Genomic DNA, 14,750 nt, shown 5'->3' with positions numbered 1-14,750 from the left:
ATGCCGGGCAGGTTCGCCTGCCCGGGCTGTTAATTACCTTGCATGCGGACGTTCACTACCATGCTGATTGATCAGAAAATACCCCTAGGCCAGTACATCGCAGGCTTCGTTGAATGGTTGACGCAACACGGCGCCAGCACCTTCGACGCCATCGCCGTGACACTGGAAACGATGATCCACGGCGTGACGTTTGCGCTGACCTGGTTCAACCCGCTGGCATTGATCGGCCTGATCGCACTACTGGCACACTTCATTCAACGCAAATGGGGCCTGACCGCGTTTGTCGTTGCCTCCTTCCTGCTGATCCTCAATCTGGGGTACTGGCAGGAAACCATGGAAACCCTCGCCCAGGTGCTGTTCGCCACCCTGGTCTGCGTGCTCATCGGTGTGCCATTGGGCATCGTCGCCGCGCACAAGCCGATGTTCTATACTTTAATGCGTCCGGTACTCGATCTGATGCAGACCGTACCGACCTTCGTGTACCTCATTCCTACCCTCACCCTCTTCGGGCTGGGTGTGGTCCCGGGCCTGATCTCCACGGTGGTGTTCGCGATTGCCGCGCCCATCCGCCTGACTTACCTGGGTATCCGCGATGTTCCGGAAGAATTGATGGATGCCGGCAAGGCCTTTGGCTGCTCGCGCCGTCAGTTGCTTTCAAGAATCGAACTGCCCCACGCCATGCCAAGCATCGCGGCCGGCATCACCCAGTGCATCATGCTGTCCCTTTCGATGGTGGTGATTGCGGCACTGGTGGGCGCCGATGGCCTGGGCAAACCGGTGGTCAACGCACTGAACACTGCTGATATCGCCCTGGGCTTCGAAGCAGGCCTGGCGATCGTACTGCTGGCGATCATGCTCGACCGTATCTGCAAACAACCCGACGCCAAAGTAGGGGGTGATGCATGAGCATTATTCGCTTTGATAACGTTGACGTTATCTTCTCCAAGGATCCACGCGAGGCCCTCAAGCTGCTGGATCAAGGCATGACCCGTAACGAAATCCTGAAAAAGACCGGGCAGATTGTCGGCGTTGAAAAAGCCAGCCTGGATATCGAAAAAGGTGAAATCTGCGTGCTGATGGGCCTGTCCGGCTCCGGCAAGTCCAGCCTGCTGCGCTGCATCAACGGCCTCAACACCGTCAGCCGCGGCAAGCTGTTCGTCGAGCACGAAGGCAAGCAGATCGACATTGCCTCGTGCACCCCGGCAGAACTGAAAATGATGCGCACCAAGCGCATCGCGATGGTGTTCCAGAAGTTCGCCCTGATGCCTTGGCTGACAGTGCGCGAGAACATCAGCTTCGGCCTGGAAATGCAGGGTCGTCCGGAAAAGGAACGACGCAAACTGGTGGACGAAAAGCTTGAGCTGGTGGGCCTGGCCCAGTGGCGCAACAAGAAACCCGATGAGCTGTCCGGTGGTATGCAGCAACGCGTGGGCCTGGCCCGTGCGCTGGCGATGGACGCCGACATATTGCTGATGGACGAACCGTTCTCGGCCCTCGACCCGTTGATCCGCCAGGGCCTGCAAGACGAGCTGCTGGAGCTGCAGCACAAGCTCAACAAGACCATCGTATTCGTCAGCCACGACCTCGATGAGGCCCTGAAACTGGGCAGCCGCATCGCGATCATGAAAGACGGCCGGATTATCCAGTACAGCAAACCGGAAGAAATCGTCCTCAACCCTGCGGACGATTACGTGCGGACCTTCGTTGCCCACACCAACCCGCTGAACGTACTGTGCGGTCGCAGCCTGATGCGCACCCTGGACAACTGCAAACGCATCAACGGTTCGGTGTGCCTGGATCCAGGCGGTGATTCGTGGCTGGACCTGGCCGATGGCAACACCATCAAGGGCGCTCGCCAAAACGGCTCTGTGCTGGACTTGCAGAACTGGATACCGGGTCAGGCCGTTGAAGGCCTGGGTCGTCGACCAACCCTGGTGGACTCGAACATCGGCATGCGCGATGCACTGCAGATTCGTTATCAGACCGGCAACAAGCTGGTGCTGCACGACAACAACAAGGTGGTGGGGATTCTTGGCGACAGCGAGCTATATCACGCACTGCTCGGCAAGAACCTGGGGTAAGGCAACAGACACAAAAACGCCGCGATAGAATCGCGGCGTTTTTGTTTGAAGAGCAAAGATCAAAAGATCGCAGCCTTCGGCAGCTCCTACCTAAAACGCATTCCCCTGTAGGAGCTGCCGAAGGCTGCGATCTTTTAAGGCTGACGCGATGCCACTGACACACCGCGCCCTTTCACCACTCAGCTATAAACCCGGCCAAGTAGCTGCCGATGGCTTTCAAACTGATCGAGCACGTCACGGGTGATCTGATCCTGGGTGAAGCCCATCAAGTCGTAGTCCTGGCTGCCGTTGTGCAGGTACACCTCGGCGCGATAGAAACGCTGGCGCGCCTCGTCGGATTGCACCGATTCGGTCGGCGTGGCCAGATAGCCATCCAGGCTCACTTCGTAGACGAAAGGGTTGCCCTCTTCCATTTCCACGCGCACGCCCATGCAACGCTTGGACTTACCGAGCAAAGTCTGCACTTGCAGGCCTTGTGCACGCATCTGCGCCGTCGCATCTTCCAGCGCCGGGCTCACCTGTTTGTCCATGAAGCGCTGCACCACCGATTGGCTCGGTTGCAGGTCCAGCTGAGTCAAGCGCTCGCTGAAACCTCGACGACCACGTTCGGCCAACTGCGCTTGCTCCTGTTCGATCTGCACGTCCTGGCGCATGGCCTTGTGCAATCCGAACATGAAGAACACCAACACCACCGAGAACGGCAGACCGGCCAGCACCACCATAGTTTGCATGGCTTCGAAGTTGCCGGCGAACAGCAGGCCGATGGTCACCAGGGTGATCACCGCCGACCAGAAGATCCGCAGCCAGTGCGGTGCGTCTTCGTCGACATTACCGCCCTTGCACGAAAGGTTGGCCATCATCACCGCGCCGGAGTCCGCCGGGGTCAGGAACAGCACGAAACCGACAAAGATCGACACGCCGATCACAACCTTCGACGCCGGGTAGTGCTCAAGCAACTGGTAGATCGCCATGGACGGCTGTTCCAGTGCCGTCTTCCCGAGCTCCACCGCCCCATGGTTCATCACCAGGTCCAAAGCCGAGTTACCGAAGATCGACAGCCACGCGAGGGTGAAGCCCAGCGGAATCAGCAGCACGCCGGCTACCAGTTCGCGCACGGTGCGGCCACGGGAAATACGCGCGATGAACATGCCCACGAATGGTGCCCAGGAAATCCACCAGGCCCAGTAGAACAGGGTCCACAGGCCCAACCAGCGGTCGGACTTCTCACTATCGCCCTCGTAGACATAGAGGTCGAAAGTCTTCAGCACCACGCCATTCAGGTAGTCACCGACGTTCTGTACGAAGCCGTTGAGCAGGTGCAAGGTCGGGCCGAACAACAGCACGAAAATCAGCAGGCCACTGAACAGCACGATGTTCAGGTTGGACAGACGGCGGATGCCGTTTTCCACGCCCGACACGGCAGCGATGGTCGCCACGGTGCTCATCACGATGATCACGATCAGCAGGTTGGTGTTGCTGTGTTCCATGCCGAACAGGTTTTCCAGCCCCGACGACACTTGCAGCGAACCGATCCCCAGGTTCGTCACCAGCCCCAGCAGGGTCACGAACATGCCGAAGCCGTCCACCGCATGCCCGGCCGCGCCCTTGACCCAACGCTCGCCCACCAGCGGATACAACGCCGAACGCAACGCCAGCGGCTGGTTATGCCGGTAGGCAAAGTACGCCACGGCCAACCCCACCAGCGCATAGATCGCCCAGCCGTGCAGGCCCCAGTGCAGGAACGTCAGTTGAACGGCCTGACGGGCGGCAAGGTTGCTGCCGGCCACGCCTTCCGGCGGGTTGAAGTAGTGGTCCAGCGGCTCGGACGCGCCGAAGTACAGCAATGAGATGCCGATACCCGACGAGAACAGCATCCCCGCCCAGGCGCCGTAACTGAAGTCCGGGGTGTCGTCCTTGCTGCCCAGTTTCAATTTGCCGTAGGACGAAAACGCCAGGCCGACGACGAAAATCAGGTAGGCGGCAATCACCACCATGTAGTACCAGCCGAAGCTGCGGGACAACCAGGCTTGCGCCGTACCCAGCATTCTGCCGGCCTCTTGCGGGGCGATGATCAGAATGGCGGTCAACAACAGAATCAACGCGGTAGAGGTGTAGAACACCCAACCGTTGACCGTCACCTTCTCGGGTGGGGTCTTTATTAGCGAGGCAGAACTCATGGCACAGATGCTCCGGGCAGTGCGAGAGAAGAACGCAAGACAAACGTGTTACCCGACCAATCGGTTAGTGGGCAGCCGACCGGCGGGTGATATAAAGACACCCCGAAAAAAGCCCGAAACCCCTGGAGCGCCGCAGCGCGTAGGTTTCGAGCCGTTTCAGTTGTCGTTTTTTCCGCCACAGCGCGTAGGAAAATTCACAGGCAGCGACGATTTGTCGCAGATCTTATTCTTTGTTGATTGAACGTTCAATCAAAACAAAATAGACTGGCCTTCAACCCGGTAGCCGTACTACGTCCACCGGAAGGCCTAAGGAGATGTGCAAGATGCCCAAGGTCGGTATGCAACCCATCCGCCGCCAGCAATTGATCGAAGCCACTTTGCTGGCCGTCGATCAGGTCGGAATGGGGGACGCCAGCATTGCGCTGATCGCCCGTTTGGCAGGTGTCTCGAATGGCATCATCAGTCACTACTTTCAGGACAAGAACGGCCTGATTGCCGCCACCATGGGGTACCTGATGACCGTCCTGAGCGAGAACGTCACCCTGCGCCGACAGGCGCTGACAGATGACAGCCCGCGGGCGCATCTGCAGGTGATCATCGAAGGCAACTTCGACGCCAGCCAGGTCAATGGCCCGGCGATGAAAACCTGGCTGGCCTTCTGGGCCACCAGCATGCACCAGCCGTCTTTGCACAGGTTGCAGCGGATCAACGATCACCGTCTGTATTCCAACCTGTGCTGCCAGTTCCGCCGCGTACTGCCGCTCAATGATGCGCGCAGTGCCGCCCGAGGCCTGGCTGCGTTGATCGACGGCCTGTGGTTACGCGGCGCGCTGTCGGGAGATGCTTTCGACACCGGGCAGGCGCAACAGATTGCTTACGAATACATGGATACCCAACTGGCCAAGCGGGTGAGTTAGAGCACACATAAACGCTCAACCACCGAACCGCGCCAGCCACTTAATGCTCTTGCGAGGACTTTATGGCCCGTTTCGAACTGCAAAAACTCTACATCGATGGCGCGTACAGCGACGCCAGCAGCGACGCCACTTTCGAAGCCATCAACCCGGCTAACGGTGAAGTCCTCGCAAAAGTGCAACGTGCGACCAAGGAAGACGTCGAACGCGCCGTCGTCAGCGCCGAAAAGGGCCAGAAGATCTGGGCCGCCATGACCGCCATGGAGCGTTCGCGCATCCTGCGTCGCGCCGTGGAAATCCTGCGCGAGCGCAACGACGAACTGGCCGCCCTGGAAACCCTGGACACCGGCAAGGCCTACTCCGAAACCCGCTATGTCGACATCGTCACCGGCGCTGACGTGCTGGAGTACTACGCAGGCCTGGTACCGGCCATCGAAGGCGAGCAGATTCCGCTGCGCACCACTTCGTTCGTCTACACCCGTCGCGAGCCGCTGGGCGTCGTGGCCGGTATCGGCGCGTGGAACTACCCGATCCAGATCGCCCTGTGGAAATCCGCACCCGCCCTGGCGGCCGGCAACGCGATGATCTTCAAGCCAAGCGAAGTCACCTCGCTGACCACCCTGAAACTGGCCGAGATCTACACCGAAGCCGGCGTGCCAAACGGCGTGTTCAACGTCCTGACCGGCAGCGGCCGTGAAGTCGGCACCTGGTTGACCGAGCACCCGCGCATCGAGAAAGTCTCGTTCACCGGCGGCACCGACACCGGCAAGAAAGTCATGGCCAGCGCCTCGAGCTCTTCGCTCAAGGACGTGACCATGGAACTGGGCGGCAAATCCCCGCTGATCATCTGCGACGACGCCGACCTCGATCGCGCCGCCGACACCGCGATGATGGCCAACTTCTACAGCTCCGGGCAGGTCTGCACCAACGGCACTCGCGTGTTCGTCCCGGCCAACCTGAAAGCCGCTTTCGAAGCCAAGATCGCCGAGCGCGTTGCACGCATCCGCATCGGCAACCCGCAAGACGAAAACACCAACTTCGGTCCGCTGGTCAGTTTTGCGCACATGGAAAGCGTGCTGGGCTACATCGCCAAGGGCAAGGAAGAAGGTGCCCGCCTGCTGTGCGGCGGTGAGCGCCTGACCGACGGCGAATTCGCCAAAGGTGCGTTCGTGGCGCCGACCGTGTTCACCGACTGCACCGACGACATGACCATCGTGCGTGAAGAAATCTTTGGCCCGGTCATGGCGATCCTGTCCTACGAAACCGAGGAAGAAGTGATCCGCCGCGCCAACGACACCGACTTCGGCCTGGCCGCCGGTATCGTCACCAAGGACCTGAACCGCGCCCACCGCGTGATTCATCAGCTGGAAGCCGGTATCTGCTGGATCAACGCCTGGGGCGAGTCCGACGCGAAGATGCCGGTTGGCGGCTACAAGCAGTCGGGTGTCGGCCGTGAGAACGGCATCAGCTCGCTGAACAACTTCACCCGCATCAAATCGGTACAGGTCGAGCTGGGCGATTACGTCTCGGTGTTCTAAGACTGAGACCCGTATTGCTCGCGAGGGCCTCTCGCGAGCAAGCCCGCTCCCACAAGGGACCAGTGGCGAACACAGATCCTGTGTACACCAGAGATCAAATGTGGGAGCGGGCTTACTCGCGAATCGAGTGCGCAGCACTCGTCAGGCCAGACCTGACCAACATCAAAGAGGGTGCATTCAATGTCCCAAGAATTCGACTACATCATCATCGGTGCCGGCTCGGCCGGTAACACCCTGGCGACCCGTCTGACCGAAGACGCCGGCGTCACCGTCCTGCTGCTCGAAGCGGGCGGCCCGGACTACCGTTTCGACTTCCGCACGCAGATGCCGGCCGCCTTGGCGTTCCCGCTGCAAGGCCGTCGCTACAACTGGGCCTACGAAACCGATCCAGAACCACACATGGATGGCCGTCGCATGGAATGCGGTCGCGGCAAGGGCCTGGGTGGTTCCTCGCTGATCAACGGCATGTGCTACATCCGCGGCAACGCTATGGACTACGACGGCTGGGCGAAACTGCCAGGCCTGGAAGACTGGTCGTACCTGGATTGCCTGCCATATTTCCGTAAAGCGGAAACCCGCGACATCGGCCCGAACGACTACCACGGTGGCGACGGCCCGGTCAGCGTGACCACGCCGAAAGCCGGCAACAACCCGCTGTTCCACGCCATGGTTGAAGCCGGCGTGCAGGCCGGTTACCCGCGTACCGAAGACTTGAACGGCTACCAGCAGGAAGGCTTCGGCCCGATGGACCGCACCGTGACACCCAAAGGTCGTCGTGCTTCCACCGCCCGTGGTTACCTGGACGTCGCCAAGAAGCGTTCGACCCTGACCATCGTCACCCACGCCCTGACCGACAAGATCCTGTTCGAAGGCAAGCGTGCGGTCGGCGTGCGTTACCTGGTCGGCGCCGCTGAAGAGCGCGTTGAGGTCAAGGCGCGCAAGGAAGTGCTGTTGTGCTCCGGCGCCATCGCTTCACCGCAGATCCTGCAACGCTCCGGCGTCGGCCCGGCCGAGCTGCTGAACAAGCTCGACATTCCGGTGGTCCACGACCTGCCGGGCGTCGGTGAAAACCTGCAGGATCACCTTGAGCTGTACCTGCAATACGCTTGCACCCAACCGGTCTCGCTGTACCCGTCGCTGCTCTGGTACAACCAGCCGGCCATCGGTGCCGAGTGGCTGTTCAACGGCACCGGCATCGGCGCCAGCAACCAGTTCGAAGCCGGCGGTTTCATCCGTACCCGTCCGGAATTCGAATGGCCGAACATCCAGTACCACTTCCTGCCGGTAGCGATTAACTACAACGGCAGCAACGGCGTGAAAGAGCACGGCTTCCAGGCGCACATGGGCTCCATGCGTTCGCCGAGCCGCGGGCGCATCCAGGCCAAGTCCAAGGACCCGCGCCAGCACCCGAGCATCCTGTTCAACTACATGGCCACCGAGCAGGACTGGCAGGAATTCCGCGACGGCATCCGCCTGACCCGTGAAATCATGCAGCAGCCTGCACTGGACGCCTTCCGTGGTCGCGAAATCAGCCCGGGTATCGAGGTGCAGAGCGACGAGCAACTGGACAAGTTCATCCGCGAACACGCCGAAACCGCGTTCCACCCGTCCTGCTCGTGCAAGATGGGCACCGACGAAATGGCCGTGGTCGATGGCGAAGGTCGCGTGCATGGCATGCAAGGCCTGCGCGTGGTCGATGCCTCGATCATGCCGATCATCACCACCGGCAACCTCAACGCACCAACGATCATGATGGCCGAGAAAATCGCCGACAAGATCCGTGGCCGCAAGCCGTTGCCGCGCAGCACCGCCACTTACTATGTGGCGGGTGAAGCGCCGGTGAAGGGCAAGCCGGTGCGGGAAGTGAGCCAGATCGCTTAAGGCGTTACACCGCGTTACGGCTATTCGCGAGCAAGCCCGCTCCCACACTAGATCTTCGGTGAATACAGATTTTGTGTACACCCAGATCAAATGTGGGAGCGGGCTTGCTCGCGAAGAGGCCCGGTCAGGCAACACCTCTCACTCGCAAGTCCGATCCAAACTTGATCCGCCCCCCTCGCAGGCCTAATCTAGCGCCACGCAATCGTTTCACCCCTCCCCTCGCAGCACCGCTCCATCGCCACTCCATACCCAGGAGGTTCACGAATGTTCGATTTTTACCCCCAGCTCAAGCAGCGCTTCGCTGCCTTGCGCACGGGTGCCGAATTCTTTTCCCTGCGTTATGTACGCGAGTCCGGGCAGTACCTGTCGGTGCGCAAGAACGTCGCCGAACCGCCGAGCCTGAGCCGTGACGAAGGGGCGATGCTGACCGTGCGGGTCAATGGCGTCGAGGCCTATGCGGCCACCAACGATTTGTCGCCACAAGGCCTGCAAGCCGCCCTCGAACGCGCCGAACTCCAGGCCCGTCGACTCAAGCCCCACGCCTTGCTGGACCTGCGCGAACAAGCCGTTTCCAGCGACCGCGCCGATTACTTTTCACCCAACCTCGACCAGGCCTTCCCGTCCCTGAGTGAGTGCTACCAGTTGCTCGGCGCCGAATCCGCCGCCGTGCCCAAGGACGACCGCCTGGTGAACTGGCAGGTCAGCCTCGGTATCACCCACGTCGAGCAGATCTACCTCAACAGCGCCGGTGCCGAACTGCGCCAGGCCCAACGCTTTGTGTACCCCGGCCTGGACGTCACGGCCTACGACGGCAACGACAGCCAGACCCGCAGCCTTGGCCGCGAGAACTTCGGCCAGCAAGGCGCGGCGGACGTCATCAGCCGCTGCGGCCTGATCGGTGCCGGTGCCCAGGTGGCCGATCAGGCCCTGCAATTGCTCCTGGCGCCGAACACCCCGCAAGGCAAGCGCGACCTGTTGCTGATGCCCGACCAGATGATGCTGCAAATCCACGAGTCCATCGGCCATCCGCTGGAGCTGGACCGAATCCTCGGCGACGAGCGCAACTACGCCGGCACCAGCTTCGTCAAAGCCAGTGATTTCGGGCGCCTGCAATACGGTTCCGGCCTGCTCAACGTGACCTTCGACCCGGACATCCCCGAGGAGCTCGCCAGCTACGGCCATGACGACGACGGCACGCCTGCCAGCAAACAGTTCCTGATCCGCGAAGGCCTGCTACTGCGCCCGCTGGGCGGTGCGTTGTCGCAATTTCGTGCGGGCATGGACGGCGTCGCCAACAGCCGTGCCTGTGGCTGGAACCGCCCGCCGATCGACCGCATGGCCAACCTCAACATCGAGCCGGGCGACCAGTCCATCGAACAACTGATCGGCGGTATCGAACACGGCGTGCTGATGTCGACCAACCGTTCATGGTCGATCGACGATGCGCGCAACAAATTCCAGTTCGGCTGCGAATGGGGCCAACTGATCGAAAACGGCGAACTCAAGGGTGTGGTGAAGAACCCCAATTACCGGGGCATCTCCGCGCAATTCTGGAAGAGCCTCAGCGCCGTCGGCGATGCCAGTACCTTGAAGGTCCTCGGCACACCGAACTGCGGCAAGGGCGAACCGAACCAGGTGATCCGCGTCGGCCACGCGTCACCGGCCTGCGTGTTCAGCAATGTTGATGTATTCGGAGGAGACGCCTGATGAATCCTTCAAACAGCCAGTCCGCGTCGTTCAAGGCGCTGGTCAACAGCCTGCGTGAAGCCCTGCGCGAGCCCGAGCAGTTCACCCTCAGCTACGCCGCCGAGTCGTCGGCCTTCGTGCGTTTCAACCACGCCAGGGTGCGTCAGGCCGGTCAGGTGCAGCAGGCGAGTATCGGCCTGAAACTGATTAACGAAGGCCGCCATGCCGACCTGAACATCACCCTGGGCGGCGATCCCCAGGTTGATCTGCAACGTTTGACCGAAGGCCTGCAACAGCTGCGGGAAACCTTGCCGCTGCTGCCTCAGGATCCTTATTTGCTGCTCAACCACAACGGCTGGCAGAGCAACAACGTGCAATCGCATCCGCTGCCGGACACCGAGGAGGTAGTCGCGCAAATCACCCAGGCCGCCGAAGGCCTGGATCTTGTCGGTTTCTACGCCGCCGGCCCGATCAGTCGTGGCTTTGCCAGTTCTTCGGGCGCCTTCGGCTGGCATCAGGCCAACAGTTTCAATTTCGACTTCAGCCTGTTCCACGAGAATGGCCAGGCCGTGAAAGCCAGCTACGCCGGGCACGACTGGAATAGCGAAGGCTTTGCCAGACGCTTCCAGCAGGCCCGCGAGCAGCTTGGGTTTCTGGGCCGGCCGCTGCGCACTTTGCCGCCCGGCCAGTACCGCGCTTACCTGGCACCGGCGGCGCTGGAAGAAATCATGGGCATGCTGTGCTGGGGTGGTTTCTCGGCACAGTCGATCGCCAGCAAAAGCAGCCCGCTGCAAAAGCTCTACGGTGGCGACAGCGCGTTCAGCCCGCTGGTCTCGCTGGATGAAAAAGTCAGCGGCTCGCTGAGCCCGGCGTTTTCCGATGAGGGTTATCCACGCAGCGATCTTAAGTTGATCGTCGACGGCAAGGCCGGGGCACGACTGGTCAGTTCGCGCAGCGCCGCCGAATACGGCTTGACCGCCAATGGCGCCAGCGGCGGTGAGTCACCGAGCGCGCTGAACATGAAAGCCGGGGCATTGCCTGACGCGGACATCCTCAAGCAACTGGGCACGGGGCTGTACATCAGCAACCTGTGGTACCTGAACTTCTCGGATCAACCGGCCGCACGCCTGACCGGCATGACCCGGTTTGCCACGTTCTGGGTCGAGAACGGCGAGATCCAGGCGCCGGTCAACACCATGCGCTTCGATGACAGCGCCTTCAGCCTGCTCGGTTCGCAACTGGAAGCCTTGACCGAGGAGCGGGAGTTGTTGTTGTCGGCGAGTACCTATAGTCAGCGAGCGACGGCGTCGGCGTTGTTGCCGGGGGCGTTGGTCAGCCGATTGACCCTGACCCTGTAAACGCAATACCTGTGGGAGCGGGCTTGCCCGCGAAAGCGGCGGATCAGTCGACATTGATGTTGAATGTTACGACCTCTTCGCGGGCAAGCCCGCTCCCACAGGGTCCGGTTACCTGACCACCACAAGAGGTCCCATGCCCAACCGCCCGCCTCTCGACGCCGTGACCGCCCGCTGGATACCCTGGGTCGTCGCCATTGCCTTCTTCATGCAGTCCCTCGACGGGACGATCCTCAACACCGCCCTGCCCGCCATGGCCCGGGACCTGGCCGAAGATCCGCTGCGCATGCAGGGCGTGATCATCGCCTACATGCTCACCGTCGCCTTGCTGATTCCCGCGTCCGGCTGGATCGCCGACCGCTTTGGCACCCGGAAAATCTTCTTCAGTGCGATTTTGCTGTTCAGCCTCGGCTCGCTGCTCTGCGCATTGTCGAGCAGCCTGAGCATGCTGATCGGTGCCCGGGTGATCCAGGGCCTGGGCGGCGCATTGATGCTGCCGGTTGGGCGGCTGGTGGTGCTGCGCGCCTACCCGCGTTCGGAGCTGGTGCGGATCATGGGCTTCATCACCATTCCCGGGCTGCTCGGCCCCTTGATCGGCCCGACCATGGGCGGCTGGATGGTGCAATACCTGACCTGGCACTGGATCTTCCTGATCAACCTGCCGGTGGGGCTGGTCGGTTGCTACGCCGTGTGGAAATTCATCCCGGACCTGCGCGGTTCCGAGCGCACGCGCTTCGATAGCCTGGGCTTCGTGCTGTTTGGCGCGGCGATGATTCTGATCACCATCGCCATGGAAGGCCTGGGCGAATTGCACCTGCCGCATCTGCGGGTGATGTTACTGCTGTTCGGCGGCATGGCGTGCCTGGCGGCGTACTGGCTGCGCGCCGGGCATATCGAGAACCCGTTGTTCGCGCCGTCGCTGTTCAAGACCCGGACCTTTGCCGTGGGCATTCTCGGCAACCTGTTCGCCCGTCTCGGCAGCGGCGCCCTGCCCTTTCTGGTGCCGTTGCTGCTGCAAGTGGCGCTGGGCTATTCGCCGTCCCAGGCCGGGATGAGCATGCTGCCGCTGGCGGCGGCGGCGATGATCGCCAAGTGGGTGGCGCGGCCGCTGATCGAGCGTCTGGGCTACCGCATCGTGCTCACCGGCAACACCCTGGCCCTGGGGATCATGCTGGCGAGCATGGGCCTGGTCAGCGAGCAGACGCCGTACTGGCTGCTGCTGTGCCAGCTGGCGATCCTTGGCGCGATCAACTCCTTGCAGTTCACTGCGATGAACACCGTGACCCTGATCGACCTCGACGATGCCAGCGCCAGCAGTGGCAACAGCTTGCTGTCGGTGGTCGCGCAATTGTCCCTGAGCCTGGGGGTTGCGTGCGCGGGTGCGTTGCTCGGTGGCTTTACGGCGGAGATTGGCAATGATGGCGTGGACACGGTTTTGGGGGCATTCCAATTGACCTTCGTGACCGTAGGAATCATGGCAATGTTGGCCGCGACGATCTTTTCCCAGCTGTCACGGAATGACGGACGGCGTGTTAAACGTCCGGAAGAACACATAGAGCCTTAGGGCGAATGGCCACTGGGCTGGTACACTGCGCGACATTTTGTTTTGCAGGCCAGTCCCGTGACCACCATCGCCACCGAATTTAATACTTTGCCGCTGTCCGCCGCCATGCTGGCTAACCTCGACTCCCTCGGTTATGCCCAGATGACGCCGATCCAGGCGCAAAGCTTGCCGGTGATCCTCAAGGGGATGGACCTGATCGCCCAGGCCAAGACCGGCAGCGGCAAGACCGCTGCCTTCGGCATCGGCCTGCTGAACCCGATCAATCCGCGCTACTTCGGTTGCCAGGCGCTGATCCTGTGCCCGACCCGCGAGCTGGCTGACCAGGTCGCCAAGGAAATCCGTCGCCTGGCCCGCGCCGAAGACAACATCAAGGTCCTGACCCTGTGCGGCGGCGTGTCCCTCGGCCCGCAGATCGCTTCGCTGGAACACGGCGCGCACATCATCGTCGGCACCCCGGGACGCATCCAGCAGCACCTGCGCAAGGGTTCGCTGGTACTCCACGGCCTGAACACCCTGATCCTCGACGAAGCCGACCGCATGCTCGACATGGGTTTCTACGATTCCATCGAAGAAATCATCATGCAGGCCCCGGAGCGTCGCCAGACCCTGCTGTTCTCCGCCACCTACCCGGTAGGCATCAAGCAGTTGGCCTCGAAGTTCATGCGCAACCCGCAGCAAGTGAAGGCCGAAGCGTTCCACGACGACACGCAGATCGAGCAGCGCTTCTTCGAGATCTCTCCGGATGACCGCATGAGTGCGGTGACCAAGGTCCTTGGCCACTTCCGCCCGGCCTCCTGCGTGGCTTTCTGCTACACCAAGCAGCAGGTTCAGGAAACCGTCGACCACCTGACCGCCAAAGGCATTTCCGCCGTCGGCCTGCACGGCGATCTGGAACAGCGTGACCGCGACCAGGTGCTGGCGATGTTCGCCAACCGCAGTACTTCAGTGCTGGTGGCGACCGACGTCGCCGCCCGCGGCCTCGATATCGACTCGCTGGACATGGTGATCAACGTCGAACTGGCCCGCGATTCGGAAATCCACATCCACCGCGTCGGCCGTACTGGCCGTGCCGGTGAGAAAGGCCTCGCCATCAGCCTGGTGGCGCCGTCCGAAGCGCAGCGCGCCCAGGCCATCGAACAATTGCAGAAGACACCATTGACCTGGGATCAGGTGGACAACCTCACCTCCAAGGGTGGTGGTCCGCTGCTGCCGCAGATGAGCACCCTGTGCATCGCTGCCGGCCGTAAGGACAAGGTTCGTCCGGGCGACATTCTTGGCGCACTGACCGGTGACGCCGGCATCCCCGGTGCCCAGGTCGGCAAGATCGCGATTTTCGACTTCCAGGCCTATGTGGCCGTGGAGCGCGGCGTTGCCAAGCAGGCCTTGCAGCGTTTGAACGACGGCAAGATCAAGGGCCGTTCGTTGCGCGTTCGCATTTTGTAAGCGATCTTCGACCCAACGAAGATCCCCCTGTGGGAGCGGGCTTGCTCGCGAAAGCGGTTTATCAGTCGACATTGATGTTGAATGTGATGGCCCTTTCGCGAGCAAGCCCGC

At 61.6% G+C, this 14,750-nt stretch carries 10 protein-coding genes; 9 read left to right on the top strand and 1 reads right to left on the bottom strand.

Annotated features, from left to right (window positions below):
* Positions 1-60: 60 nt before the first annotated feature.
* Positions 61-906 (top strand): choline ABC transporter permease subunit, encoded by an 846-nt coding sequence (gene choW / locus ASD95_RS02555; RefSeq protein WP_056726556.1) that lies wholly within the window; start codon positions 61-63, stop codon positions 904-906.
* Positions 903-2,081 carry a choline ABC transporter ATP-binding protein gene (gene choV, locus ASD95_RS02550; RefSeq protein ID WP_056726555.1) on the top strand — a complete coding sequence of 393 codons (1,179 nt, stop codon included), beginning with the start codon at positions 903-905 and terminating at the stop codon, positions 2,079-2,081. The genes choW and choV overlap by 4 nt, the downstream gene beginning before the upstream one ends.
* A gap of 179 nt (positions 2,082-2,260) precedes the next feature.
* On the opposite strand, the gene ASD95_RS02545 is transcribed toward choV, so the two are convergent.
* The gene (locus tag ASD95_RS02545; protein ID WP_223541379.1) at positions 2,261-4,201 is read right to left on the bottom strand and encodes a BCCT family transporter; all 1,941 of its coding nucleotides are present in this window, start codon (positions 4,199-4,201) and stop codon (positions 2,261-2,263) included.
* Positions 4,202-4,581: 380 nt separating this feature from the next.
* Here ASD95_RS02545 and betI point away from each other — a divergent pair, with 380 nt between their 5' ends.
* The 7 genes from betI to dbpA all read left to right on the top strand — a co-directional run bounded on the left by betI (position 4,582) and on the right by dbpA (position 14,639).
* Positions 4,582-5,175 carry a transcriptional regulator BetI gene (gene betI / locus ASD95_RS02540; protein WP_056726553.1) on the top strand — a complete coding sequence of 198 codons (594 nt, stop codon included), beginning with the start codon at positions 4,582-4,584 and terminating at the stop codon, positions 5,173-5,175.
* Between the two features lie 62 nt (positions 5,176-5,237).
* The gene (gene betB / locus ASD95_RS02535) at positions 5,238-6,710 is read left to right on the top strand and encodes a betaine-aldehyde dehydrogenase (RefSeq protein ID WP_056726552.1); all 1,473 of its coding nucleotides are present in this window, start codon (positions 5,238-5,240) and stop codon (positions 6,708-6,710) included.
* A gap of 180 nt (positions 6,711-6,890) precedes the next feature.
* Positions 6,891-8,591, top strand: coding sequence for a choline dehydrogenase (gene betA / locus ASD95_RS02530; RefSeq protein WP_056726551.1), 1,701 nt, complete (start codon positions 6,891-6,893; stop codon positions 8,589-8,591).
* A 264-nt stretch (positions 8,592-8,855) separates the two neighbouring features.
* Positions 8,856-10,298, top strand: a complete 1,443-nt coding sequence (locus ASD95_RS02525) for a TldD/PmbA family protein (protein ID WP_056726550.1) — start codon at positions 8,856-8,858, stop codon at positions 10,296-10,298.
* Entirely contained in the window at positions 10,298-11,635 is a 1,338-nt protein-coding gene (locus tag ASD95_RS02520) for a TldD/PmbA family protein (RefSeq protein WP_056726549.1), read from the top strand. The genes ASD95_RS02525 and ASD95_RS02520 overlap by 1 nt, the downstream gene beginning before the upstream one ends.
* A gap of 133 nt (positions 11,636-11,768) precedes the next feature.
* Positions 11,769-13,196, top strand: a complete 1,428-nt coding sequence (gene mdtD, locus ASD95_RS02515; RefSeq protein ID WP_056726548.1) for a multidrug transporter subunit MdtD — start codon at positions 11,769-11,771, stop codon at positions 13,194-13,196.
* 105 nt (positions 13,197-13,301) lie between these two features.
* Positions 13,302-14,639 carry an ATP-dependent RNA helicase DbpA gene (gene dbpA, locus ASD95_RS02510; RefSeq protein ID WP_236709710.1) on the top strand — a complete coding sequence of 446 codons (1,338 nt, stop codon included), beginning with the start codon at positions 13,302-13,304 and terminating at the stop codon, positions 14,637-14,639.
* The last annotated feature ends 111 nt before the right edge of the window (positions 14,640-14,750 follow it).

The sequence above is a fragment of the Pseudomonas sp. Root71 genome, from assembly GCF_001429045.1.
Classification (GTDB): domain Bacteria; phylum Pseudomonadota; class Gammaproteobacteria; order Pseudomonadales; family Pseudomonadaceae; genus Aquipseudomonas; species Aquipseudomonas monachiensis.
Note: the sequence above shows the minus strand (reverse complement) of the source record. Positions and strands in the feature narration are given on the sequence as shown.

Excerpts from the sequence above, each read along its gene's own strand:
- betA (WP_056726551.1), top strand. The coding sequence starts at position 6,891 with ATGTCCCAAGAATTCGACTACATCATCATCGGTGCCGGCTCGGCCGGT.
- mdtD (WP_056726548.1), top strand. The coding sequence starts at position 11,769 with ATGCCCAACCGCCCGCCTCTCGACGCCGTGACCGCCCGCTGGATACCC.
- ASD95_RS02525 (WP_056726550.1), top strand. The coding sequence starts at position 8,856 with ATGTTCGATTTTTACCCCCAGCTCAAGCAGCGCTTCGCTGCCTTGCGC.
- ASD95_RS02520 (WP_056726549.1), top strand. The coding sequence starts at position 10,298 with ATGAATCCTTCAAACAGCCAGTCCGCGTCGTTCAAGGCGCTGGTCAAC.
- betI (WP_056726553.1), top strand. The coding sequence starts at position 4,582 with ATGCCCAAGGTCGGTATGCAACCCATCCGCCGCCAGCAATTGATCGAA.
- choV (WP_056726555.1), top strand. The coding sequence starts at position 903 with ATGAGCATTATTCGCTTTGATAACGTTGACGTTATCTTCTCCAAGGAT.
- betB (WP_056726552.1), top strand. The coding sequence starts at position 5,238 with ATGGCCCGTTTCGAACTGCAAAAACTCTACATCGATGGCGCGTACAGC.
- choW (WP_056726556.1), top strand. The coding sequence starts at position 61 with ATGCTGATTGATCAGAAAATACCCCTAGGCCAGTACATCGCAGGCTTC.
- dbpA (WP_236709710.1), top strand. The coding sequence starts at position 13,302 with ATGCTGGCTAACCTCGACTCCCTCGGTTATGCCCAGATGACGCCGATC.